The 22378-nt window shown below is 72.9% G+C and carries 22 protein-coding genes; 10 read left to right on the top strand and 12 right to left on the bottom strand.

What is annotated here, in order from left to right; translation table 11 throughout:
• Nucleotides 1–110 precede the first annotated feature (110 nt).
• On the top strand, nucleotides 111–728 hold the full coding sequence (locus ACZ404_RS26825; RefSeq protein ID WP_468444122.1) for a hypothetical protein: 618 nt from the start codon (nucleotides 111–113) through the stop codon (nucleotides 726–728).
• An 87-nt stretch (nucleotides 729–815) separates the two neighbouring features.
• Nucleotides 816–1274, top strand: coding sequence for a large conductance mechanosensitive channel protein MscL (mscL, locus tag ACZ404_RS26830; RefSeq protein ID WP_468444124.1), 459 nt, complete (start codon nucleotides 816–818; stop codon nucleotides 1272–1274).
• A gap of 19 nt (nucleotides 1275–1293) precedes the next feature.
• On the opposite strand, the gene ACZ404_RS26835 is transcribed toward mscL, so the two are convergent.
• Complete coding sequence (locus tag ACZ404_RS26835) at nucleotides 1294–1470, bottom strand: hypothetical protein (protein WP_468444126.1); 177 nt, start codon at nucleotides 1468–1470, stop codon at nucleotides 1294–1296.
• A 56-nt stretch (nucleotides 1471–1526) separates the two neighbouring features.
• Here ACZ404_RS26835 and ACZ404_RS26840 point away from each other — a divergent pair, with 56 nt between their 5' ends.
• The 4 genes from ACZ404_RS26840 to ACZ404_RS26855 all read left to right on the top strand — a co-directional run bounded on the left by ACZ404_RS26840 (nucleotide 1527) and on the right by ACZ404_RS26855 (nucleotide 6120).
• The gene (locus tag ACZ404_RS26840) at nucleotides 1527–2765 is read left to right on the top strand and encodes a low temperature requirement protein A (protein ID WP_468444127.1); all 1239 of its coding nucleotides are present in this window, start codon (nucleotides 1527–1529) and stop codon (nucleotides 2763–2765) included.
• 41 nt (nucleotides 2766–2806) lie between these two features.
• The gene (locus tag ACZ404_RS26845; protein ID WP_468444129.1) at nucleotides 2807–3841 is read left to right on the top strand and encodes a P1 family peptidase; all 1035 of its coding nucleotides are present in this window, start codon (nucleotides 2807–2809) and stop codon (nucleotides 3839–3841) included.
• Between the two features lie 157 nt (nucleotides 3842–3998).
• The gene (locus tag ACZ404_RS26850; RefSeq protein WP_468444131.1) at nucleotides 3999–5216 is read left to right on the top strand and encodes a L,D-transpeptidase; all 1218 of its coding nucleotides are present in this window, start codon (nucleotides 3999–4001) and stop codon (nucleotides 5214–5216) included.
• Between the two features lie 157 nt (nucleotides 5217–5373).
• Nucleotides 5374–6120, top strand: coding sequence for a DUF6227 family protein (locus ACZ404_RS26855; protein ID WP_468444133.1), 747 nt, complete (start codon nucleotides 5374–5376; stop codon nucleotides 6118–6120).
• A 124-nt stretch (nucleotides 6121–6244) separates the two neighbouring features.
• On the opposite strand, the gene ACZ404_RS26860 is transcribed toward ACZ404_RS26855, so the two are convergent.
• The 5 genes from ACZ404_RS26860 to ACZ404_RS26880 all read right to left on the bottom strand — a co-directional run bounded on the left by ACZ404_RS26860 (nucleotide 6245) and on the right by ACZ404_RS26880 (nucleotide 12488).
• The gene (locus tag ACZ404_RS26860; protein ID WP_468444135.1) at nucleotides 6245–6496 is read right to left on the bottom strand and encodes a hypothetical protein; all 252 of its coding nucleotides are present in this window, start codon (nucleotides 6494–6496) and stop codon (nucleotides 6245–6247) included.
• 67 nt (nucleotides 6497–6563) lie between these two features.
• Entirely contained in the window at nucleotides 6564–8762 is a 2199-nt protein-coding gene (locus ACZ404_RS26865; protein WP_468444137.1) for a PTS fructose transporter subunit IIABC, read from the bottom strand.
• Nucleotides 8763–9075: 313 nt separating this feature from the next.
• Entirely contained in the window at nucleotides 9076–10023 is a 948-nt protein-coding gene (pfkB, locus tag ACZ404_RS26870; RefSeq protein WP_468444139.1) for a 1-phosphofructokinase, read from the bottom strand.
• Nucleotides 10020–10781 (bottom strand): DeoR/GlpR family DNA-binding transcription regulator, encoded by a 762-nt coding sequence (locus ACZ404_RS26875; protein ID WP_468444141.1) that lies wholly within the window; start codon nucleotides 10779–10781, stop codon nucleotides 10020–10022. Before ACZ404_RS26875 ends, pfkB begins: the two co-directional genes overlap by 4 nt.
• Nucleotides 10782–10952: 171 nt before the next feature.
• Nucleotides 10953–12488, bottom strand: a complete 1536-nt coding sequence (locus ACZ404_RS26880; protein WP_468444143.1) for an MFS transporter — start codon at nucleotides 12486–12488, stop codon at nucleotides 10953–10955.
• 62 nt (nucleotides 12489–12550) lie between these two features.
• On the opposite strand from ACZ404_RS26880, the gene ACZ404_RS26885 reads away from it, so the two are divergent.
• A complete protein-coding gene (locus ACZ404_RS26885; RefSeq protein WP_468444145.1) occupies nucleotides 12551–13540 on the top strand; it encodes a helix-turn-helix transcriptional regulator in 990 nt (329 codons plus the stop codon).
• On the opposite strand, the gene ACZ404_RS26890 is transcribed toward ACZ404_RS26885, so the two are convergent.
• On the bottom strand, nucleotides 13541–13999 hold the full coding sequence (locus tag ACZ404_RS26890; protein WP_468444147.1) for a GNAT family N-acetyltransferase: 459 nt from the start codon (nucleotides 13997–13999) through the stop codon (nucleotides 13541–13543).
• 80 nt (nucleotides 14000–14079) lie between these two features.
• Between ACZ404_RS26890 and ACZ404_RS26895 the strand changes: the two genes are divergently transcribed.
• Complete coding sequence (locus tag ACZ404_RS26895; protein WP_468444149.1) at nucleotides 14080–15405, top strand: lanthionine synthetase LanC family protein; 1326 nt, start codon at nucleotides 14080–14082, stop codon at nucleotides 15403–15405.
• 55 nt (nucleotides 15406–15460) lie between these two features.
• On the opposite strand, the gene ACZ404_RS26900 is transcribed toward ACZ404_RS26895, so the two are convergent.
• Together ACZ404_RS26900 and ACZ404_RS26905 are read right to left on the bottom strand one after the other, a co-directional pair.
• Entirely contained in the window at nucleotides 15461–16093 is a 633-nt protein-coding gene (locus tag ACZ404_RS26900) for a TetR/AcrR family transcriptional regulator (RefSeq protein ID WP_468444257.1), read from the bottom strand.
• A gap of 544 nt (nucleotides 16094–16637) precedes the next feature.
• Nucleotides 16638–17636 carry a sigma-70 family RNA polymerase sigma factor gene (locus tag ACZ404_RS26905; protein ID WP_468444151.1) on the bottom strand — a complete coding sequence of 333 codons (999 nt, stop codon included), beginning with the start codon at nucleotides 17634–17636 and terminating at the stop codon, nucleotides 16638–16640.
• 205 nt (nucleotides 17637–17841) lie between these two features.
• Here ACZ404_RS26905 and ACZ404_RS26910 point away from each other — a divergent pair, with 205 nt between their 5' ends.
• Complete coding sequence (locus ACZ404_RS26910) at nucleotides 17842–18363, top strand: GNAT family N-acetyltransferase (RefSeq protein ID WP_468444153.1); 522 nt, start codon at nucleotides 17842–17844, stop codon at nucleotides 18361–18363.
• Between the two features lie 41 nt (nucleotides 18364–18404).
• Here ACZ404_RS26910 and ACZ404_RS26915 read toward each other — a convergent pair whose 3' ends face one another.
• Complete coding sequence (locus tag ACZ404_RS26915) at nucleotides 18405–19217, bottom strand: dioxygenase family protein (RefSeq protein ID WP_468444155.1); 813 nt, start codon at nucleotides 19215–19217, stop codon at nucleotides 18405–18407.
• Between the two features lie 118 nt (nucleotides 19218–19335).
• Between ACZ404_RS26915 and ACZ404_RS26920 the strand changes: the two genes are divergently transcribed.
• Nucleotides 19336–19845 (top strand): MarR family winged helix-turn-helix transcriptional regulator, encoded by a 510-nt coding sequence (locus ACZ404_RS26920; RefSeq protein WP_468444157.1) that lies wholly within the window; start codon nucleotides 19336–19338, stop codon nucleotides 19843–19845.
• A gap of 18 nt (nucleotides 19846–19863) precedes the next feature.
• Here the strand turns inward: ACZ404_RS26920 and ACZ404_RS26925 are convergent, their stop codons facing one another.
• Together ACZ404_RS26925 and ACZ404_RS26930 are read right to left on the bottom strand one after the other, a co-directional pair.
• Complete coding sequence (locus tag ACZ404_RS26925) at nucleotides 19864–21402, bottom strand: MFS transporter (protein ID WP_468444159.1); 1539 nt, start codon at nucleotides 21400–21402, stop codon at nucleotides 19864–19866.
• 172 nt (nucleotides 21403–21574) lie between these two features.
• A complete protein-coding gene (locus tag ACZ404_RS26930) occupies nucleotides 21575–22216 on the bottom strand; it encodes a TetR/AcrR family transcriptional regulator (RefSeq protein WP_468444161.1) in 642 nt (213 codons plus the stop codon).
• Nucleotides 22217–22378 lie beyond the last annotated feature (162 nt).

Below are 22378 nucleotides of genomic sequence, written 5' to 3' on the forward strand. Positions count from 1 at the left end.
TGAGCGGGTTTTCCACAACCGGTGAGTAGCGCACGGGCTCCGGCGGACATCGGCGCGAGGCGTCATCGTGGCAGCGCAGACCCGAACTCCTCGTCGCAGGCGGTGACCCCGTGCCCTTGACCCCGTCGACCCCCCTGACCCCCTCGTCCCTGACCTCCTCCTTGCCCCCGTCGTCCTCCTCGCCCCCGCTCCCCTTCCGTCTCCCGCACCCGCTCGGTACCGACGCCCCCGCGACCAGCGAGGTCCCGCCGTTCGCCCCGGTGCGGGTGCGCGGCGGGCGGTATGCGCTGCAGCGGCTGGTACGGCACCGCAGGCGGGCCCTCGTGGCCTCGCTCGCCGTGGCCGCGGCGGCCCTCGTGGCGGCGGGACCGGGGTCCGCGCCGCAGCCACCGGGTGACGACCGGGCCCGCGGGCACCCGGTCACCCACCCGATGCGCCGGCACGCACCGCCGGCGGACGTGGTGACGGCGCCGGTGCGGATCGCCGACGCCGAGACCGTCCGGCTGCTGCGGCCCGGCGACCGGGTCGACGTCATCGCCGCCGAGGACCCCTCGACCGGGGGCGGCGCCCGGGTGCTCGCCCGCGGGGTGCGGGTGACGAAGGTGCCCGAGCCGTCGGCGGGCGCGGCGGAGAGCGGGGCGCTGGTCGTCCTGGCGGTGCCGCGCACGACGGCGGCCCGAGTGGTGGGGGCGAGCGCCACGGCCCGGCTGGCGGTGACGCTGTGCTGAGCAGGGACTGGACACGGTGGCCGCCCTGTGCCGTAGGTTGCGGAGCGTTTCGTTCCACAACCTGTGCAGACGAGGAGAGTCCCCGAGGTGAGCGCGAAGAAGGAACCGGGCGTCTGGGAGGGCTTCAAGGCCTTCCTGATGCGCGGGAACGTCGTCGATCTGGCAGTCGCGGTGGTCATCGGCGCCGCCTTCACGGGCATCGTGAACGCGGTGGTGAAGGGCCTCATCAACCCGCTGGTCGGCGCGATAGGCACGCAGAACCTGGACAGTTACAGCTCGTGCCTGAGCTCCTCCTGCCGGGGCACGCACGGCATCCGGCTGATGTGGGGGTCCGTCCTCGGCTCCACCCTGAACTTCCTGATCACCGGGACGGTCGTGTACTTCCTCATGGTGCTGCCCATGTCGAAGTACCTGGCCCGGCAGGCGGCCCGCAAGGCCGCGCGCGAGGGCACGCACGAGGTGGTCGAAGTGACCGAGCTGGAGGTGCTCAAGCAGATCCGCGACGAGCTGATCGCCCAGCGCGGTGCGGGGCGCGACCCGCGCTGACGTTCCTGCCGGGCGGGGCTCAGATGTGGTGGGGCGGCTTCTCGTCGAGGAAGCGCCGCAGGTCTGCGGCGCTGTCGCCGTCCGCGCGCTCGCCCCATCCGCGGTCGGTGTCGTCGGAGGACTGCTGGCTCAGCGGGTCGTCGAAGACCAGCGCGGCCCTGGGGTCGCGCGGCTCGGCCTGGGGAGCGGTGCTCATGCCTCCAGGGTACGGCCCGGTGGCGCCGGGACCTGGGGTGGTGTGACGTGGAGGACATGACGTCGAGTTCCGCTCCGGCGCCCGCCTCGCCGGGCGCACCGCAGCCCCGGGGCCCGGTGCGCAGGCTCACCGCGCGCGGCCGCGACGAGGCGCACCGGGTGGCCTCCCCGCTCGAGCTCCTCTTCGACCTGTGCTTCGTCGTGGCTGTCGCCCAGGCGGGCCGACAGCTCGTGCACGCGGTGGCGCAGGGGCACGCGGGCACCGGGATCCTGAACTACGCGATGGTCTTCTTCGCCATCTGGTGGGCCTGGATGAACTTCACCTGGTTCGCCTCCGCCTACGACAACGACGACGCGCTGTACCGGGTCGTCACCCTGGTGCAGATCGCCGGCGTGCTGGTGCTGGCGGCGGGGGTGTCGCGGGCCTTCGACCAGCACGACTACCTCCTGGTCTGGCTCGGCTATCTGATCATGCGGCTGGCGCTGGCCGCGCAGTGGCTGAGGGCCGCGCGGTCGGCCGAGGGAGCGGAGCGGACCGCGGCGCTCAGATACGCGGGCGGGGTGCTGCTCTGCCAGGTCGGCTGGCTGGGGCTGGTGCTGCTGCCCGGGCCCGCCCGGCCGTGGGTGTTCCTGGTGATGGCGGTGGCGGAGCTGTGCGTGCCGGTGTACGCCGAGAAGGATTACGAGACGTCGTGGCACCCGCATCACATCGCGGAGCGGTACGGCCTGTTCACGATCATCGTGCTGGGCGAGACGATCGCGGCGGCCACGGTGGCGGTGCAGTCGGCGGTGGAGGAGCACGGCGCGCTCGGGGAGCTGCTGCCGATCGCGGCGGGCGGTCTGCTGATCGTCTTCTCCGCGTGGTGGATCTACTTCGTGGTGCCGATCCACGGCCATCTGCGCTCCAACGGCCAGGCGTTCCTGTGGGGATACGGCCACTACGTCGTCTTCGCCTCGGCGGCGGCGATCGGGGCGGGGCTGGAGGTGGCGGTGGAGCAGGCGGTCGGCAAGGCGCACATATCGGTGCTGTCCGCCTCGGCGGCCGTGACGCTCCCGACGGCGCTGTACCTGCTGGCGGTGTGGGCACTGCACGCGCGGCACTTCAAGGTGGGCATGGCCCAGCAGTCGGTGCTGCCGGTGACGGCGCTGCTGGTGGTGTGCTGCACGTTCCTCGGTGACTGGGCGGTGCTCGCGGCGGGGCTGGTGTCGGCGGCGGCAGTGGCGGTCGGGGTGGCGCTCACGGCGCGTACAACGGCTCGCGGGCGGGAGGCGCGTGCCGGGGCGCCGGCCGCCTGACCTCTGCGGAAGGCTTCCCGGGGTGGGTCACACTGGCCCGCATGACAGTTGACGCCTTGACGGATGTCGCCGGGCTGCGGGTGGGGCACGCCACCCGTGCCGGGGACGGGTGGCTCACCGGGACCACGGTCGTCCTCGCGCCCGAGGGCGGTGCGGTGGCCGCCGTGGACGTGCGCGGCGGGGGTCCCGGCACCAAGGAGACCGACGCCCTCGATCCGCGCAACCTGGTGCAGAGGGTCGACGCGGTGGTGCTGACCGGGGGCAGCGCGTACGGTCTGGACGCGGCGTCCGGTGTCATGGCCTGGCTCGAGGAGCACGGGCGCGGGGTGCCGGTCGGTCCGGATCCGGCGCACGTCGTGCCGGTGGTGCCCGCCGCGTGCCTCTTCGACCTGGGGCGGGGCGGCGACTTCCGGGCCCGCCCGGACGCGGCGACGGGGCGTGCAGCGGTGGAGGCGGCAGCGGCGAGCACGCCGGGTGCGCCGGTGCCGCAGGGGTGCGTGGGCGCCGGTACGGGTGCGGTGGCGGGAGGACTGAAGGCAGGGGTGGGCACCGCGAGCACGGTCCTCGGCTCGGGCGTCACCGTGGCCGCGCTGGTCGTGGTGAACGCCGTGGGAGCGGTGGCGGATCCCGGATCGGGGGTGCTGTACGGGGAGTTGTTCCAGGGGCCCGCCCGGTACCCGGACCAGCGGGTGCACGAGGCGGCGCGCCGGCGGCTGGACGAGGCCGCGTCCAGGAACCAGGCGCCGCCGCTGAACACGACGCTCGCGGTGGTCGCGACCGACGCCGATCTCACCCGGGCGCAGGCGCAGAAGCTGGCGGGGACGGCGCACGACGGCATCGCGCGCGCCGTACGGCCGGTGCACCTGCTGCACGACGGCGACACGGTGTTCACGCTGGCGACGGGCGCCCGCCCGCTCGGCGGCGCGGGCCCGCTGGCGCTCAACGACGTCCTCGCGGCCGGGGCCGATCTCGTGACGCGGGCGATCGTACGGGCGGTGCGCGCCGCCGCGTCGGTGGACGGGCCGGGCGGAGCGTGGCCGTCGTACGAGGCGCTCTACGGGCCCGGGCGGCCGTAGCGGCGCGGTCCGGGATGTCGCGGCGGGACGGGGCATTGTCGCGGTTCTGTCACGTGATCGCCTTCGCCGGCGCCGGCGGGAACCCTCCGGGGTGCGCGGACCCTCTTTCCCCACGCTCGGAACGGACCACACACATCACACGAACAGGGAGCAGCCCGTGACAACGCCGGACATTGCAGCGCGGCGCGTACTGGGGGCCTGTGCCGCCCTGATGGTCGGCACCCTCACCCTCACCGCCTGCGGCGGCGACGCCAACGCCACCAGCGACGACGGCAAGGGCGGCGCCTCCCCCAGGACGTCGACGGCCAGGATCCGGATCTCCGCCGAGGACGGCTCGACCAACGCGTCCATCAACGCCACGGGCGTGAAGGTCAGCGGCGGCAGGCTGACCGACGTGAGGATGACCGTCGCCGGCTCGGGGCAGGCCGTGCCGGGGGTGATGTCCGCGGACGGCTCCACCTGGAAGCCGAAGGAGCAGCTGGAGCGCGGCACCAAGTACCGGATAGCGGCGCAGGCGAAGGACGCGAACGGCCGCAGCGCCGCGGCCAACTCCATCTTCACCACCGTCACCTCGGCGAACAGCTTCATCGGCACCTACACGCCGGACAACGGCACCACGGTCGGCGTCGGCATGCCCGTGTCGTTCAGCTTCGACAAGGCCATCACCGACAGGAAGGCCGTGCAGTCCCACATCACGGTCACCTCCAGCAGCGGCCAGCAGGTGGTCGGGCACTGGTTCGGCGCGCAGCGGCTCGACTTCCGGCCCCAGGAGTACTGGAAGGCCGGTTCCAAGGTCACCATGAAGATCGACCTGGACGGCGTGCAGGGCGCGCAGGGCGTCTACGGCGTCCAGAAGAAGACGGTCACGTTCACCGTCGGCCGCTCGCAGGTCTCCACCGTCGATGTCCGCACGCAGACCATGACGGTGGTGCGGGACGGCAGGACGCTGAAGACGGTGCCGGTCTCCACGGGCAGCCCGGAGCACACCACGTACAACGGGCAGATGGTGATCTCGGAGAAGTTCGCGCAGACCCGGATGGACAGCCGCACGGTCGACCTGGGCGGCGAGTACAACATCCCGGACGTGCCGCACGCGATGCGCCTGACGAACACCGGCACCTTCATCCACGGCAACTACTGGTACAACCGGGGCAATCCGCCCTTCGGCCGCGAGGGCACCAGCCACGGCTGCGTGGGCATGGCGGACGTGCAGGGCGGCCAGGGCGCCACGACCGCCAAGTGGTTCTACGACAACTCCCTCCTCGGCGACGTCGTGATCGTCAAGAACTCCCCCGACAAGACGGTGGCCCCGGACAACGGCCTCAACGGCTGGAACCTGCCCTGGAGCGCCTGGACCGCGGGAAGTGCGGTCTGACCGGCCGGTTTTGACGGTGCGTGGGGCCGCGCGGGAACTTCTCGCGCGGCTTCCGCGTTTTCCCGGCAGACGTTTTCTCGGTTCCCGGGCACGATGTCCGACCGAGGGGCTACGGTATGCACCCACAAGGTGACATGCAGCAACGCCGGGAGAAACCTTGAGCGTTCCGTACGAGACGGCAGCGTACGAACCCGCCGAGTCGCCCGAGTCTCCGGAGGAGCACCTCGCGCGGCTCCTCGGCCGTGCCCTGAACTCCTTCGAGCTGCCCGACGAGGTGCTGGTCCGGCTCGACTGCGCGCTGGCGCACGACAGCTCCCTGCACTCCGCGCACCACAGCGCGGGGCTGCACCGCGAGACGTACCGGCACACCTGGCTGCTCGCCGACGGCTCGGCGGTGACCCTGTGGGAGCTCGTGCACAACACAGCCCCGGGCGGCGAGGCCCAGCACGAGGTGTACGTCGACGACGAGGAACTGCACGCCGCCACCGCCCGGCTCCCGCTGCCGCCGGACACCCCGGACTTCGAGCTGCCGGTGCTGTTACAGCTCTCCGCGATCCCCGAGCCCCGGCATGTGTTCGCGCCGGAGGACTCGGCGGACCACGCGCGCCGGCTGCTGCGCCGCGCCGAGAACGCCGACCGGCCGGACGCGGAGCTGGCGGCGCTGCTGGCGACGGCGGCAGGGCACCAGATCACCCAGGCGTTCGGGCGCCCCGGCCGGACCGTCCGCGCGGGACTGAGCTACGCGCTGTACGAGCACGCGTTCCTGCTGCCGGACGGCCGGGAGGTCTCCCTGTGGGAGGTCGAGCACACGGCGACACCGGACGGCCGTCACATGTGCGAGGTCTACGCGACGGAGGACGCGGCACGCGGCGCCATGGAACGCCGGGCGGCGCGGCAGGCGTAGGGCGAGCGGGGGCGGGTGCGGCCGGCCGAGGCCGAGGAGCGGGCGGCGCAGAGCGGGCCCGGGCTCGTGCACGGGCTCGGCAAGGACGCCGGGGCTCAGCCCAGGCGCCGCAAGGATCCGGCCCTCAGCGGTCGCGGAGTCGTCGTACCAGGCCCGCGAAGGCGTCCTGCTCCGCCGAGGTCAGTTCGACGGACTCGCGGTCGGGTCCGGCCTGGCGCTGGTGCGGGAGGGCCTGGAGCACTGCGGTGGAGGGCAGCTCGGCGGCCTGGACACGCGCCCGGCGCATGAGGCGCGTCATCGTGACGGCCCAGACGACGCCCGCCACCGTGAGCGCGGCGGCGCCGATCAGCTGGAGAGTCGAGGCGTGCTGAGGCATGGGTCAAGTACACACCACGGTCCGGGACGTTGGCCCCGGACCGTGATGTATCTCGCAAATGCCCCCGTCAGGCGGCGACCGGCTGCTTCGTCTCCTTGGCCGGACCGGAGGTGCCCGCCGCGGAGTCGGCGGCCGTGGCCTCCGGGGCCGGCTTGCGCATGCTCTTGAGGAGGACGACCAGGCCCGCGCTGACACAGACGCCGGCCGCGATGGCGATCAGGTAGGTGAACGGGTTGCCGATCAGCGGGACCACGAAGATGCCGCCGTGCGGGGCGCGCAGGGTGGCGCCGAAGGTCATCGACAGCGCACCGGTGAGCGCACCGCCGACCATGGAGGAGGGGATGACCCGCAGCGGGTCCGCCGCGGCGAACGGGATCGCGCCCTCGGAGATGAAGGACAGGCCCAGCACCCAGGCGGCCTTGCCGTTCTCGCGCTCGGTGTGGGTGAAGAGCCGGCCGCGCACGGTCGTGGCCAGGGCCATCGCCAGCGGCGGGACCATGCCGGCCGCCATCACCGCGGCCATGATCTTCATCGCGGAGTCGCTCGGGGTGGTGACCGCGATGCCGGCGGTGGCGAAGGTGTACGCGACCTTGTTGACCGGACCGCCCAGGTCGAAGCACATCATCAGGCCGAGCAGCGCGCCGAGCAGGACGGCGTTGGTGCCGGTGAGGCCGTTCAGCCAGTCGGTCATGCCCTTCTGGCCGGCGGCGATGGGCTTGCCGATGACGACGAACATCAGGAATCCGACGACCGCCGAGGAGATCAGCGGGATCACCACCACCGGCATGACACCGCGCAGCGCCGGTGGAATGTTGACCTTCTGGATCGCCATCACCACGCCACCGGCGATCAGACCGGCCGCCAGACCGCCGAGAAAACCGGCGTTGATGGTGAGCGCGATCGCTCCGCCCACGAAGCCGGGGACGAGGCCCGGCCGGTCGGCCATGCCGTAGGCGATGTAGCCCGCCAGGACCGGGACGAGGAAGCCGAAGGCGACGCCGCCGATCTGGAACAGCAGGGCACCCCAGCTGTCGGCCTGGGTCCACACGAAGTGGTCCATCACCGACGGCGCCTTCTTGATCTCGTAGCCGCCGATCGCGAACCCGAGGGCGATGAGGAGGCCGCCCGCGGCGACGAACGGGACCATGTAACTGACGCCGGACATCAGCCACTTGCGCAGCTTGGTGCCGTAGCCCTCGGTGGAGTCGCCGGCCCGCTCGACCGGGGTCGCGTGGGCGGTGCCCGCGGTGACCTCGCCGCGTTCGGCCTTGCCGCGCACCTCGGCGATCAGGTCGGCGGGGCGGTTGATGCCCGCCTTCACCCCGACGTCGACGGTCGGCTTTCCCGCGAAGCGGTCCTTGTCGCGTACGGGGACGTCGTGCGCGAAGATCACGGCGTCCGCCGCGGCGATCACCGCCGGGTCGAGCCGGGTGAAGCCGGCCGAGCCCTGCGTCTCGACGAGCAGCTCGACACCGGCCTCGCGTCCCGCGTTCTCCAGGGACTCGGCGGCCATGTAGGTGTGGGCGATGCCGGTCGGGCAGGAGGTGACGGCGACGATCCGGAAGGGACGCTCGGCCGGGGCCGTGGCGCCCGGCGCCGGGGCGGGCGCGCCGGTGGCGGCCGCACCCGGAGCCGGGGCCGTACTGCCCGCTGCGGCGCCGGCGGAGGCCGCCACCGGCGTCGCAGCGGAACCTTCAAAGGCGCCTGCGGCGCCCTCAGCGGCGTTCTCAGCGCCGGCACCGGCGTCCGAAGCGCCCTGCGCGCCCGCCGCCCCGCCGGAGGCACCCTCGGCTGCGCCCTCCGCCGCGGTCGCCGCCTCCGGTGTCTCCTCCCCCCGGATCAGCGCCGCCGCGGCACCCGCGTCGCCCACCGACCGCAGCGCGTCCGTGAACTCGGTGTTCATCAGCTGCCGGGCCAGGGAGGACAGGATCGTCAGGTGGGCGTCGTCGGCGCCCGCGGGGGCGGCGATCAGGAAGATGAGGTCGGCGGGGCCGTCCGCCGCGCCGAAGTCGATGCCGGCGGCGCTGCGGCCGAAAGCCAGGCTCGGCTCGGTGACGTGGGCGCTGCGGCAGTGCGGGATGCCGATGCCGCCGTCGAGGCCGGTCGGCATCTGCGCCTCGCGGGCGGCCACGTCGGCGAGGAAGCCCTCCAGGTCGGTGACCCGGCCCTGGGCCACCATCCGCTCGGCGAGGGCGCGCGCCGCCGCTTGCTTGGTGTCGGCGGACAGGTCGAGGTCGACCAGGTCCGCGGTGATCATGTCGCTCATCGCGGGCTCCTCTGCACGCGTATCGCCCGGGGAGTGTCAGGGGCGGGAGGGGGGACGGGGGTGCCGTGGGCGGAGGGGAGGAGGGTGCGGGAGGCGGGGCCGGGGAAACCCCGCCTCCCCCGGCCGGCCCGGCGGCTCAGGCGGCCTGGCCGGTCGGCCCGGGCGGCGAGTAACGGGGATCCCCGCCGCTGTGAGGCCAGTCCGGAAGGAGCCACCGCGCAGGCTCGCGCGGCCGCGCACGCTGCCCGTGCCGGTGCTCGGCGGGCGCCCGGGTGCCGGAGTCCGGGGCGGGTGGGGTGCGGCGCGTGCGGGGTCATGACACCGGCTCCGTGAGCTCGCGGTCGGCCGGGATGTCGGCCGTGACGGTCACCGCCGCCGGGTCCAGGTCGGCCGGCGTCGGCATCACGCTGCCGGGAAGCTGGACGGCGGCGGCGCCATGGGCGACGGCGGAGGCGAGGGCCTCCGGGCCGCTGCCGCCGGCGATCAGGAACCCGGCGAGCGCCGCGTCACCGGCGCCCACGTTGCTGCGTACGGCGTCCACGCGGGCGCTGCCGAACCAGGCGCCCGTGTCGTCCACGAGGAGCTGCCCGTCGGCGCCGAGACTGGCGAGCACGGTCCGGGCGCCCATCGCGCGCAGGTCCTCGGCCGCCTTGACCGCGTCGCCCACGGTCGCCAGGGGGCGCCCGACGGCCTCCGCGAGTTCCTCGGCGTTGGGCTTCACCACGTCGGGCCGGGCGCGCAGCGCCTCCAGGAGCGCCTGCCCGGAGGTGTCCAGGGCGATGCGTGCGCCCCCGGCGTGCGCTCGGGTGACGACGTCGGCGTACCAGGAGGGCGCGAGGCCCCCGGGCAGGCTGCCGCAGCACGCGATCCAGTCGGCGTCGCACGACTGTTCGCGGACGGTCTCCAGAAGCAGTTCCTGCTCGGCCGCCGACAGGTCCGGGCCCGGCGCGTTGATCTTCGTGAGGACCCCGTCCGCCTCGGCGAGCGCGATGTTGGAGCGGGTGGCTCCGGCGATCGGGACGGGTGCGACCTCGATGCCCTGCGCGTCGAGAAGGTCGGCGACGAGCGCGCCCGGCGCACCGCCGAGGGGCAGGACGGCGACCGTGCGCCGTCCGGCGGCGGCCGCGGCGCGCGAGACGTTCACACCCTTGCCGCCGGGGTCCATGCGCTCGGTCTCGGCGCGGATGACCTCGCCGCGCTTGAGGGCCTGGACCTCGTAGGTGCGGTCGAGGGAGGGGTTGGGGGTGACGGTGAGGATCATGCGCGCACCACTTCCGTGCCGCCGCGCTCGATGACCGCGGCGTCTTCGGGGCTCAGCCCGCTGTCGGTGATCAGCAGGTCCACGTCGCTCAGGTCGCCGAAGCGGGCGAAGTGCTCCTGGCCGTGCTTGGTGGAGTCGGCGAGGAGGACGACCCGGCGGGCGGCGGCCACGGCCGCGCGCTTGACCGCGGCCTCGGCGAGGTCGGGGGTGGTCATCCCGTACTCGGCGGAGAAGCCGTTGGCGGCGAGGAACAGTACGTCGGCGCGGATCTCGCCGTACGCGCGCAGCGCCCACGCGTCCACGGCGGCGCGCGTACGGTGCCGGACGCGCCCGCCGACCAGGTGGAGCTGGATGCCCGGGTGGTCGGCGAGGCGGGCGGCGATGGGCAGGCTGTGCGTGACGACGGTGAGGGAGGCCTCCAGCGGGATGGCCGCGGCGAGTCGCGCCACGGTCGTACCGGCGTCGAGGACGGTCGTGCCCTCGGCCGGCAGTTCGGCGAGGGCCGCCTTGGCGATGCGGTCCTTCTCGCCGGCGGCGGTGGACTCGCGCTCGGCGAGGTCGGGCTCGAAGTCGAGACGGCCGACCGGGATGGCACCGCCGTGCACCCGGCGGACGAGGCCGGCGCGGTCGAGGGCCTTCAGGTCACGGCGGATGGTCTCCGCGGTCACCTGGAACTCCTCGGCCAGCGACAGGACGTCCACCCGGCCGCCGTCACGGGCGAGCCGGAGGATCTCCTGCTGCCGCTCCGGTGCGTACATGTCCGTTCGCCTCCGACTGATGCCCGAACGTGTGGTTTCACTGCGAGGCTACGCCCGGTTTTCCGGAAAGTAAACGGCTTCGGGGTCAATTCGGGCATGAACGGACTTCGCCAGGGCACAGCACGGAGGCCCGGTACCCCCCGGTACCGGGCCTCCCGTCGTCGTGCCCGCTCAGGCCACCAGCTCGCGCTCCGTCTCCGCCACCGCCGGCTGCTCCGCCCCCGCCGCGCCCTCCACGTGCTGCGCGGGCCGCTTGGGCAGGGCGGACATCAGCAGGAAGATCACGCCCATCACCCCGGCGACCCACCACAGCGCGTGCTGGAAGGCGTGCACGAAGGCGGGACCCACCTGGAGGCGCGTCAGCCGGTCGCCGATCTCCCCGTAGAAGACCACCGAGACCAGTCCCAGTCCGAGCGCGTTGCCCATCTGCTGCACGGTGTTGATCAGGCCGGACGCGGACCCGGCGTGCTCGCGCGGCACCTCCGAGAGGACCGCGTCCGTCAGCGGGGCGACGATCAGCCCCATGCCGGTGCCCATGACGACCAGCGGCAGCGCCATCTGCCAGGGGGCGATGGAGAGGCCGTACCGGTGGGCCTCCCAGATGTAGACGAGCACACCCGCGCCCATCACCAGCGCGCCGGCCTGGAGCACCTTGCGGCCGAACCGCGGCACCAGCTTCTGCACCGACATCCCGGCCGCCGTGGACACCGCGATCGAGAACGGCACCCCGGTCAGCCCGGCCCGCAGCGGGCTCCAGCCCAGGCCGATCTGCATGTACAGCGTCCAGACGAGGAAGAAGATGCCGAGCGCGACACCGAACACGGTCTGGACGGCGATGCCGGCGGCGAAGCTCTTCACCCGGAACAGGGACAGCTCGACCAGCGGGGAGCCGTCGCGGGCCGCCTTGCGCCGCTCGTAGGCCACCAGCGCCACGAAGACACCGAGGGCGCCGGCCATCGAGACGTACCCCCACAGGGGCCAGCCCAGCTCACGGCCTCGGGTGAGCGGGTAGAGCAGCATCAGCAGGCCCAGCGTCACCAGCGCGACGCCGACCAGGTCCAGCTTCAGGGCCTTGGGCGCGCGGGACTCGGTGATGAAGCGGCGGCCGAGGAGGAAGGCGACGACGCCGACCGGCAGGTTGATCAGGAAGATGGGCCGCCATTCCAGCCCGAACAGGTTCCACTCCGTCAGCAGCGCGCCGAGCAGCGGCCCGGAGACCGCGCCGAGGCCGACGATCGCTCCGAACAGGCCGAAGACCTTGCCGCGTTCGTGTGCCGGGAAGGTGGCGTGCACGATCGACAGGACCTGCGGAACCATCATGGCCGCCATACCGCCCTGCAGGATGCGGGCGGCGACCAGCATCTCCGGGTTCGCGGCGAAGCCGCACAGCGCGGAGGCCAGCGTGAAGCCGCCGATGCCGACGAGGAACAGCCGCCTGCGGCCGTGGATGTCGCCGAGCCGACCGCCGGTGATCAGGCCGGCGGCGAAGGCCAGCGCGTAGCCCGCGGTGATCCACTGGATCTGGCTGACGGAGGCGCCCGCGTCCCGCTGGATGGAGGGGATCGCGATGTTGACGATCGTGACGTCGACGAGGTCCATGAAGGCCGCGGTCATCACGATCGCGAGCGCGAGCCAGCGCCGGCGGTCGCCCGGCGCTGCCGGGGCCTGCTCCGGCTCGAGGGTCTGGTGCTGTTCCGTGGAGGTCATGCGTCCACGCTAGGGGCCCATTAGGTCAGATCATGTCCTAGTAGTACGGCATCCTGGGATTCATGACGACGGACACTCCGGCCCGGCTCCTTCACCTGCTCTCGCTGCTGCAGACCCCGCGCGAGTGGCCCGGCGGCGAGCTGGCCGACCGGCTCGGGGTGTCGCGCCGTACCGTGCGGCGGGACATCGACCGGCTGCGCGAGCTGGGCTATCCGGTGCAGGCCACGAAGGGCGCCGACGGCGGGTACCGGCTGGTGGCGGGCAAGGCGATGCCGCCGCTGGTGCTGGACGACGAGGAGGCGGTGGCGATCGCGGTCGGGCTGCGGGCCGGCGCCGGGCATGCGGTGGAGGGGGTGGACGAGGCGTCGGTGCGGGCGCTGGCGAAGCTGGAGCAGGTCCTTCCGGCCCGGCTGCGCCACCGGGTGTCCACCCTGCAGGCCGCGACCACCGCGCTCACCAGCGGGGACGGGCCGAGCATCGCGCCGGAGACCCTGACCGTGATGGCCTCGACGGTGGCCGGGCGCGAGCGGCTGCGGTTCGCCTACCGCGCCAAGGACGGCAGCGAGTCCCGCCGCCTGACCGAGCCGCACCGCCTGGTGTCCACGGGGCGGCGCTGGTACCTCGTCGCCTACGATCTCGACCGCGCCGACTGGCGCACCTTCCGCGTCGACCGGGTGACCAGCCCGTTCGCCACCGGAGTCCGTTTCACCCCGCGGGAGTTGCCGACCGGGGACGCCGCCGAGTACCTGCGCCGCTCGATCAAGGGCCACCAGGAGTACGCGTACGAGGTCCGCTTCGCGGCCCCGGCGGAAGCGGTGTCCCCCCATGTCCCGGCCTGGGCCGGCGTCCTCGAACCGGCCGACGACCACACCTGCGTCCTGAGCGGCACCGGCGGCGGCCCGCTGGAGTGGTTCGCGCTGCGCCTTGCGATGGTGGGCCACGACTTCACGGTCGTGTCCCCACCCGAACTGGCCGCCTGCGTCCGCCGCCTGGGCTCCCGCCTGAGCCGGGCGGCGGGGGACGAGCGGGGGAACCCGGCCGAGTCCGGCTGATCAGGTGCCGCTGACGAGCCGCATCGGCTCCCGCACCATGAACACGTCCACCGGATCCGCGCTCTCCACGGCGAACCCGTGCCGTTCGTACAGCCGCCGGGCCGCACTTCCCTGCAGTACGTTCAGCCGGACCGCAGTGCCCTCGCGGTCGCACCGCTCCAGCAACCCGCGCAGCACGGCCGTGCCGATGCCGCTGCCCTGCAGGTGCGGGGCCAGGTAGAAGTGCTCCAGCCAGTGGGCGTCCTCGGCCGGCCGCAGCGACACGCAGCCGGCGAACGCTCCACCCACCTCGATCACCCAGGTGTGGGCGGGGGCGAACCCGTTCCGCAGGCGCTGCCGCACCCGCTCCTCGTCGTACCGCCCGAGCCGCTCCAGATCCGCGCGCAGCACCACGGCCCGCAACGCGGCCACCGCCTCGACGTCCGCCACCGAGGCCGGCCGCATCTCCCAGTCCGCCATGATCGTCAGACTATCGACAGGCCCGGGCTCTGCCGACGGACACCGCACCGGGTGGTCAAGTCGGCTGTAGCGTGGGGCGGATGGTGACGAGCGAGGTGTACCGCGAGCTGGGCGAGGCCGCGTGGGCCTGGGTACTGGACCAGGTGCGGGAGGACGAGGGCCCGTGGCTGCCGGAGACGGTGTCGCCGGACGACCGGGAGCCGGTCCCCGCGAAGGACCGCGATTCGCTGTACGCCGGGATCGCGGGGTTGGCCCCGGTGCTGGCCGAGATCGCGCAGTACCGGGAACTGAGCGAGCGCGAACGGACCCTGGCCACGGGGATCGTGACCAGACTGTCGGCAGGGGCCGGGAGCAGGACGGAGCCGTCGCTGTACGACGGTCTGGCCGGCGACGCCATGGCGCTGAGGCTTCTCGCCCCGGGGGCGGAACTGACCGCGCTGCACCGGCTGGCCGATCTGGCGACCGACGAGGGCTGGAGGACCACGCTCGACGTCGAACCGGGTTCCGACGCCCCTCTGCCCGACATCATCGTCGGCGCCGCGGGCGTGGTGCTGACGGCGGTGTGGGCGCGGAGCGAGTTCTCCGAGCGGATCGCGACGACGGGCGGCGAGGCGCTGCTGCGCAGGGCGGACCGTACGCAGGCGGGCCTGGACTGGGCGATGGCGCCGAGCATGCCCGCGAGGATGCCGAACTACTCGCACGGCACGGCCGGCATCGCGGCCGCGCTGGCGGTGGCGGGTGCGGCGCTGGACCGGGAGGACTTCCTCGGGGCCGCGGTGGAGGGTGCCCGGCATCTGCTGGCGGTGGGGTCGCTGGAGAACGGGGGTTTCGTCGTCCCGCACACGATTCCTCCCTCGACCCGTGACGTGGAACCGGTGACGTACACCTGGTGTCATGGACCGACGGGCACCTCGCTGCTGTTCGCGGCACTGTCGCGCGCGGGGGTCGCGCAGGTGGGAGGCTTCGACGTCGACGACCTGCGGCACCGCTGCCTGACCTCGGTCCTCACCTCGGGCCTGCCGGAACGCCTGCGGCCCGGCTTCTGGGACAACGACGGCCGCTGCTGCGGAACGGCGGGGGTCGGGGACGTGCTGCTGGACGCGGCCCAGGACTGCCGGACGCCCGCGAGGGCCGAGACCCTGGTGCGGGCGGCGCGCCGGATGGGCGACGCCCTGGTGGAGCGGGCGATCAGGGACGCGGCAGGCGCCCGCTGGCGCTTCCTGGAACACCGCAAGGACCCTCCTGTGCTGCCCCCGGGCACGTCCTGGATGCAGGGCGCGGCAGGCATCGCGGCCTACCTCCTGCGTCTCGGCCGTTTCCTCGACACCGGCCCGGAGGCCGCGGTGGTGGACCGCCCTGACCAGTGGTGGGCGGTGCCGGGGCAGTTGCGCACCACGACGTCCTGAGCCTGTTCGCTTGGTGCCTGTCCTCAGGAGCGCCTCTCCTCAGGAACGCCTGTCCTCAGGAGCGGCCGGCGGCTCCGGGTGCCTGCCTCTCCCCCTCGCCCCACCCGAACCCCCGCAGCGCCTCCAGGTTGCGCAGGGCCAGGGCCGCCGGGCCGTCGGGACCGGTGGGTGCGGCCTCGGTGGTGGCCCAGGTCTCGACGGCCACACGGACGGCGGCGCCGGCCACGGCGGCGGCGAAACGCAGGTCCGGGCCGCCCGGCGCGGCAACGTTGTCGCCGGTGACGCCCCGCCCCAGCCGCTGCGCCAGCACCTCCGCCAGGGCGTCCTCCGTGGTCCGGCACACCTCGGCGAAGACCTTGCGCAGTGCCGGGCTCGTGCCGGAGAGGTGGAGCAGGGTGCGGACCCACTCCCAGGATGCGGAGGAGACGCCGGCGTCGGGCGTGAGCGTGTGACGGACCGCGTGGTCCAGGGCCTCCGGGACCGACAGGGTGGCCGGGGCCTCGCGGACCGCTGCGGTCCAGCGCTGGGCGCCCGCCGCGTACAGCGGGGCCACCGCCTCCTCCTTGGTGGCGAAGTAGCGGTAGAAGGTGCGCGGCGCGATGCCGGCCGCCTGGGCGATGTCCTCGGCGCGGGTGGCGCGCAGGCCCCGGCGGACGAAGAGGGCGGCCGCCGCGCGGGCGATCTCCATCCGCGTCTCGGCCTTGCGGCGTTCGGTGAGGGACACCGCGGGCGCCGGCGAGGAGGTGGCGGAAAGCGGCTGGTCGGGGTTGGTGCGGTTGGTGCCGGGGGTGCTCACCCCGGCAGGCTATGCCGGTGTGGCAGAATCTGCCATTCGGCGGGCCACCCCGGGGTTCAGGTACGGGGTGACCCGCCGTTTCCAGCGAAACGGCACGCGCGGTGCGAGAAGCCGGGCCCCGGCGCCTGGGGGGGGTAGGCGCCGGAGCCCGGCCGGGGGAAGGTCCCGGCGCCGGGGGGGGGTTGCGTCGGGACGTGGCTCACAGGTGCAGCGAACCGTGTGGGGGTGTGGGAGTGCGGTCCTTCAGGGCCCAACTCCTGGGCCCGCAGGGGTTTTTCCCTCGGGCCCCGGGGTTGAAGCGACGGTAGCGCGCCATGTTTGCGCCGTCTTTCGCCACCGGGCGTGCGCGGCACAGGGACGCCGTACGCCCGTCACGCCCGGCCGCCGTACACGCGGTACAGGCGGCACGCCCGTCGCACCGGACGCCGAACGCCCCCTACGCCGCCGCGTCGAAGCCGGTCTGGCGGGCCAGCTTCTTCAGCTCGAGCAGCGCGTGCTTCTCGATCTGCCGGATGCGTTCGCGGGTGAGACCGTGCTCCTTGCCGACCTCGGTCAGGGTGCGCTCGCGGCCGTCTTCGATGCCGTACCGCATCTTGATGATGGAGGCCGTGCGCTGGTCCAGGCGGCCGATCAGGTCGTCCAGCTCCTCGCTGCGCAGGAGGGTGAGGACCGACTGCTCGGGCGAGACCGCGGAGGTGTCCTCCAGCAGGTCGCCGAACTGGGTCTCGCCCTCGTCGTCCACCGACATGTTCAGCGAGACCGGGTCACGGGACCAGTCGAGGACGTCCGTCACGCGCTCCGGCGTCGAACCGAGCTCCGCGGCGATCTCCGCGGGCTCCGGCTCGCGTCCGTTCTCGCGGTTGAACTCGCGCTGGACGCGGCGGATGCGGCCCAGCTCCTCCACCAGGTGGACGGGGAGCCGGATCGTGCGGGACTGGTCGGCGATGGAGCGGGTGATGGCCTGGCGGATCCACCAGGTGGCGTACGTCGAGAACTTGAAGCCCTTGCGGTAGTCGAACTTCTCGACGGCACGCACCAGGCCGGCGTTGCCCTCCTGGATCAGGTCCAGCAGGGGCAGGCCGCTGCGCGGGTAGCGCCGGGCCACGGCGACGACCAGGCGGAGGTTGGAGCGGATGAAGATGTCCTTGGCCCGCTCACCGGCGGCGACCAGGGCCTCGAGCTCCTCGCGACTGGCGTCCGACGTGGACTCCTCCAGGCCGTCGAGGACCTGCCGCGCGAACACACCCGCCTCGATGGTCTGGGACAGCTCGACCTCCTTGGCGGCGTCGAGCAGCGGCGTACGCGCGATCTCGTCGAGGTACATGCCGACCAGGTCGCGGTCGGCGATCTCGCCGCCATGGGCGCGAACACTGCTTGCCGAGTCGACCGTCTCGCCGGTGGCGGACTGACGACGGGCGACGGCACGGGTTGCCATGCGTGCTCCCTTGCGATGGTGGGCTGGCGGGTGGTCCTGGTGGACGCTCGGCGCTCCGGGTCGGTATGGGACTCTCGTCTCAGGGACTCTCCTCGGGTGCCCTGCATCCGTGGGAAACAACGACTGGAATCCGGACAGAATTCCCAACCCGCCCCCCAATTTTTCTGATCATGCAGTACCCTGTTCCGCCACACGGGGAGGCGTGATGACGTCCGGACGTACAGAGGTGCAGGTCAGGCCGGGGGCCGAGGGAGATCTCGACGCCCTCACGGACATCTACAACCACTATGTACATGAGACGGCCATCACATTCGATACGGCGGTCTTCACGGCGGAAGAGCGCCGCCCTTGGCTGCTCTCCCACCCGGAAGACGGGCCGTACCGCCTGATGGTTGCCACGGACGCGGACTCACAGCGAGTTCTGGGGTACGCCACATCCAGTCCTTACCGGCCGAAGCCCGCGTACGCGACCTCCGTGGAGACCTCGGTGTACGTCGCCCCGGACGCCGGCCGGCGCGGCGTCGGCACGCTGCTCTACGAGGCCCTGTTCAAGGCCCTGGCCGAGGAGGACGTGCACCGCGCCTACGCCGGCATCGCCCAGCCCAACGAGGCCTCCGAGCGGCTGCACGCCCGCTTCGGCTTCCGGCACGTCGGCACGTACCGCGAGGTCGGCCGCAAGTTCGGCCGCTACTGGGACGTGGCCTGGTACGAGAAGGAACTCGGCTAGGGCCCGATCCGCCGGACCGGCCCCGAGCCGCGCCGGACGCCTCAGCCGAACTGCAGCGACCTCTTCGCCAGCCCCATCCAGAACCCGTCGATCACCGACTTCTCCACGTCCAGCTCGCCGCCCGCCTCGGCCGCGCCCATGGTGACGAAGAGCGGGGCGAAGTGCTCGGTGCGCGGATGGGCGTAGCGGCCGGCCGGGGCCTTGTTCAGGAAGTCCAGCAGGGTGTCCCAGTCGCGGGCCTCCAGGGTGCGCCGGCCCCAGTCGTCGAACTCGGCGGACCAGCTCGGCACGCCGCCGCCGGCGTGGCGCAGGGCGGCGAGGTTGTGGGTGAAGAACCCGGAGCCGATGATCAGCACACCCTCGTCGCGCAGCGGGGCGAGCTTGCGGCCGATGTCCATCAGGCGGACCGGGTCGAGGGTGGGCATGGAGATCTGCAGGACGGGGATGTCGGCGTCCGGGAACATCTCGACGAGCGGGACGTAGGCGCCGTGGTCGAGACCGCGGTCGGGGATGTCCTGGACCGGGATGCCCGGGGCACGCAGCAGCTTGCGCACGGACTCGGCGAGCTCCGGCGCGCCGGGGGCGGCGTACCGGACCCGGTAGTAGTGCTCGGGGAAGCCCCAGAAGTCGTAGACGAGGGGGACGGTCTCCACCGCGCCCAGCGCGAGCGGGGCCTCCTCCCAGTGGGCGGAGACCATCAGGACGGCCTTGGGGCGGGGCAGGCCGGCGGACCAGGCGGCGAGCTGGCCGGGCCAGATCGGGTCGTCGGCGAGGGGCGGGGCGCCATGGCTCAGGTACAGGGCGGGCATGCGCTCCCGCTCGACGGCGGGCGTCTCGTGCGGTGCGGCGGTCATGGTGGCGGCTCCCGGTCGTGCTCGGTCCACCCCTCAGGGTGCTTTAACTCTCAAGTTCTACTGTCAGGATACGCCCGACTTGTTCAAGTTTCAAGGACACGGCCCGTACAGTGGATGCATGAACACGGCAACGGAGTCCGCCGACCGGCACCGCTGGCTCACCGACGAAGAGCAAAGCGTCTGGCGCGCCTACCTGCACGCCACCACCCTGCTGGAGGACCACCTCGACCGGCAGCTGCAGCGCGACGCGGGCATGCCGCACATCTACTACGGCCTGCTCGTCGGCCTCGCCGAGGCCCCGCGCCGCCGACTGCGCATGACCGAGCTGGCCATGAGGTCGAAGATCACCCGCTCCCGCCTCTCGCACGCCGTCGCGCGCCTGGAGAAGAACGGCTGGGTGCGCCGCGAGGACTGCCCCTCCGACAAGCGCGGCCAGTTCGCGGTGCTCACCGACGCGGGCGCCGAGGTGCTGCGCCGCACCGCGCCCGGCCATGTGGCCGCCGTACGGCAGGCGCTGTTCGACCGGCTGACCCCGGAACAGCAGAAGACCCTCGGCGAGATCATGACGATCGTCGCCGAGGGCCTTCAGCCCGATGAAGCGGGTGCGGACCTGCCCTGGCTCCGCTGACCTCTCAGAGGCGGCCGGTCAGTGGGCCACCACCGGCACCGGCGCCTCCTCCTCGGCGCCCTCGCCGGAGGCCACCAGGGCGGACCCCGGCCGGCCGGCGTTGACGAAGGTGAAGGCGATCAGGGCGGCCAGGCCCAGGATGCCGACGGCGAACCAGATCGCCGTGCTGTAGCCGTGCACCATGCCCTGGAGCTTCACCAGCTCCTGCTGCGGCTCGGCGGCGGCACCGGCGATGTGGTCCCTGACGTACGACGTGGTCGCCGAGGCGGCGATGGTGTTCAGCAGGGCGGTGCCGATCGCGCCGCCCACCTGCTGCGAGGTGTTGACCATCGCGGAGGCCACACCGGCGTCCCGGGGCTGGACGCCCTGGGTCGCCAGGGACATGGCCGGCATGAACGCCGTACCCATGCCGAGGCCCAGCAGCACCATGGCGGGCAGCAGCAGGGTGACGTACGACGAGTCGATCTCCAGCTGGGTCAGCAGCAGCATGCCGAGGCTCGCGGCCAGGAAGCCCGGGCCCATCAGCAGCCGGGCCGGGACGCGGGTCATCAGGCGGGTGCCGATCTGGGTGGAGCCGGTGATCATGCCGGCCACCATCGGCAGGAACGCGAAGCCGGTCTTGACCGGCGAGTAGCCCTTCACGACCTGCAGGTAGTAGGTCAGGAAGAGGAACAGGCCGAACATGCCGATGATCGCGAGACCGAGCGAGAGGTAGATGCCGCCGCGGTTGCGGTCGGTCACCACGCGCAGCGGCAGCAGCGGCGCCTTGACCCGGGACTCGACGACGGCGAAGGCGGTCAGCAGCACCGCGGACGCGACGAACATCGAGACGGTGACGGCGTCGCTCCAGCCGTCGGACTCGGCGCGGGTGAAGCCGTAGACCAGGGCGACCAGGCCGAGGGTGGAGAGGAGGACGCCCGGGATGTCGAGCGGGTTGCGGTTGCGGCCGCCCTCGGGCTCACGGATGACGAAGTAGGCGCCGGCCGCGGCGATCACGGCGAACGGGATGTTCACGAAGAAGGTCCAGCGCCAGTCCATGTACTCGGTGAGGAAACCGCCGAGGATCAGGCCGACGGCACCGCCGCCACCGGCGATCGCGCCGTAGATGCCGAACGCCTTGGCGCGCTCGCCGGGGTTGGTGAACATCACGGCGAGCAGGGACAGCGCGGCCGGGGCGAGCAGCGCGCCGAACGCGCCCTGCAGCGCACGGGCGCCGAACATCATCGCGCCGCTGGTCGCCGCGCCACCGAGCGCGGAAGCGGCGGCGAAGCCGGCCAGGCCGGTGACGAAGGCCCGCTTGCGGCCCCACAGGTCGGCGATGCGGCCACCGAAGAGCAGCAGACCGCCGAAGGCGAGGGCGTAGGCGGTGACGACCCACTGCCGGTTGCCGTCGGATATGCCGAGGTCCGTCTGGGCGGACGGCAGGGCGATGTTCACGATGGTGGCGTCGAGGACGACCATCAGCTGGGCGAGCGCGATGAAGACGAGCGCTTTCCAGCGGTTGGCGTCACCGCTCGGTGCGGTGGTGCCGGGAGCCTTGCGGGCTGTTTCGGACATGGAGATACCCACTTCGGGACTTCGTGACGGAAAAATGCGAAAGAGAGGGTGCGGCTCGTCGGCGCGTCGTCGGTGACGGCCGGGAGCCTGGTGCGCGGTCATGGGGTGCGCCGCGTGGAGCGCGCCGCGTGGAGGTGGACTCGGATCGGGGGCCGAACTGATCGGTGCGGGGTCAGGGCCGGCGCAGCTCCTCGATGGTCACGGCCGTACCGGGCAGGACGGAACGGGCCGGGGCCCGCAGGCCGTCCAGGAAGAGCTGCAGATGGCGGTGGACGAAGCGGTCACCCTGCACACAGTCCGTCCCGGCCGGCGGCCGGCTGAGCTGGGCCACGACGACCAGCAGGTCGCCCACGCCCACGTCCGGACGGAGCCGGCCCGCCTCCCGGGCCCGGCGCATGACCTCCTCGACGAGCCGCTCGACGCGCTCGCGGGCGGCCACCAGGTCGGGGTGGTCCTTGTGGAAGGTGCTGGAGACCATCGGGCACAGCGCGCTGATCCGCTCGTCGGCGGCGGTGTGCACGAAGTGCTCCAGGGCGGTGAAGGCGTCCCCGCTCTCCGCCAGGGCCAGCTCGGCCGCCTCGGCCGTGCGGTCCATCACGGAGCAGACGACCTCGCGCACGAGCGCGTCGCGGTCGGGGAAGTTGCGGTACACCGTGGCATTGCCGACGCCGGCCCGGCGGGCGATCTCGTCGAGCGGCACGTCCGGGCCGTCCTCGACGAACATCTCCCGGGCGGCGGCGACGATCCGCTCCCGGTTGCGCAGGGCGTCGGCGCGCGGCCGGGTCACCTTCCGCGCGGGGGTGGCGGTCTGCACGGCGTACTCCTCGAGTGGTTCTCGGTTGCGGGGCGATCCGGGGAGGCAGTCCCCGTTTCGCTCGGACACAGGTCTAAACGGGGAGACGTTCCCCGGTTATTTCCCACCCGTCGAAGGAATTGCTGTGACCTGAACCACACCTGCCCGACGGGGGATTCACCC

The sequence above is a fragment of the Streptomyces sp. NPDC030798 genome, assembly GCF_055572275.1.

Bases quoted from the DNA above. Each gene is read 5' to 3' on its own strand.
- ACZ404_RS26895 (WP_468444149.1), top strand. From the start codon at position 14,080: ATGGTGACGAGCGAGGTGTACCGCGAGCTGGGCGAGGCCGCGTGGGCC.
- ACZ404_RS26865 (WP_468444137.1), bottom strand. From the start codon at position 8,762: ATGAGCGACATGATCACCGCGGACCTGGTCGACCTCGACCTGTCCGCC.
- ACZ404_RS26900 (WP_468444257.1), bottom strand. From the start codon at position 16,093: ATGGAGATCGCCCGCGCGGCGGCCGCCCTCTTCGTCCGCCGGGGCCTG.
- ACZ404_RS26880 (WP_468444143.1), bottom strand. From the start codon at position 12,488: ATGACCTCCACGGAACAGCACCAGACCCTCGAGCCGGAGCAGGCCCCG.
- ACZ404_RS26905 (WP_468444151.1), bottom strand. From the start codon at position 17,636: ATGGCAACCCGTGCCGTCGCCCGTCGTCAGTCCGCCACCGGCGAGACG.
- ACZ404_RS26890 (WP_468444147.1), bottom strand. From the start codon at position 13,999: ATGGCGGACTGGGAGATGCGGCCGGCCTCGGTGGCGGACGTCGAGGCG.
- ACZ404_RS26835 (WP_468444126.1), bottom strand. From the start codon at position 1,470: ATGAGCACCGCTCCCCAGGCCGAGCCGCGCGACCCCAGGGCCGCGCTG.
- ACZ404_RS26925 (WP_468444159.1), bottom strand. From the start codon at position 21,402: ATGTCCGAAACAGCCCGCAAGGCTCCCGGCACCACCGCACCGAGCGGT.
- ACZ404_RS26875 (WP_468444141.1), bottom strand. From the start codon at position 10,781: ATGTACGCACCGGAGCGGCAGCAGGAGATCCTCCGGCTCGCCCGTGAC.
- ACZ404_RS26885 (WP_468444145.1), top strand. From the start codon at position 12,551: ATGACGACGGACACTCCGGCCCGGCTCCTTCACCTGCTCTCGCTGCTG.
- ACZ404_RS26845 (WP_468444129.1), top strand. From the start codon at position 2,807: ATGACAGTTGACGCCTTGACGGATGTCGCCGGGCTGCGGGTGGGGCAC.
- ACZ404_RS26840 (WP_468444127.1), top strand. From the start codon at position 1,527: ATGACGTCGAGTTCCGCTCCGGCGCCCGCCTCGCCGGGCGCACCGCAG.
- ACZ404_RS26860 (WP_468444135.1), bottom strand. From the start codon at position 6,496: ATGCCTCAGCACGCCTCGACTCTCCAGCTGATCGGCGCCGCCGCGCTC.
- ACZ404_RS26920 (WP_468444157.1), top strand. From the start codon at position 19,336: ATGAACACGGCAACGGAGTCCGCCGACCGGCACCGCTGGCTCACCGAC.
- ACZ404_RS26915 (WP_468444155.1), bottom strand. From the start codon at position 19,217: ATGACCGCCGCACCGCACGAGACGCCCGCCGTCGAGCGGGAGCGCATG.
- pfkB (WP_468444139.1), bottom strand. From the start codon at position 10,023: ATGATCCTCACCGTCACCCCCAACCCCTCCCTCGACCGCACCTACGAG.
- ACZ404_RS26910 (WP_468444153.1), top strand. From the start codon at position 17,842: ATGACGTCCGGACGTACAGAGGTGCAGGTCAGGCCGGGGGCCGAGGGA.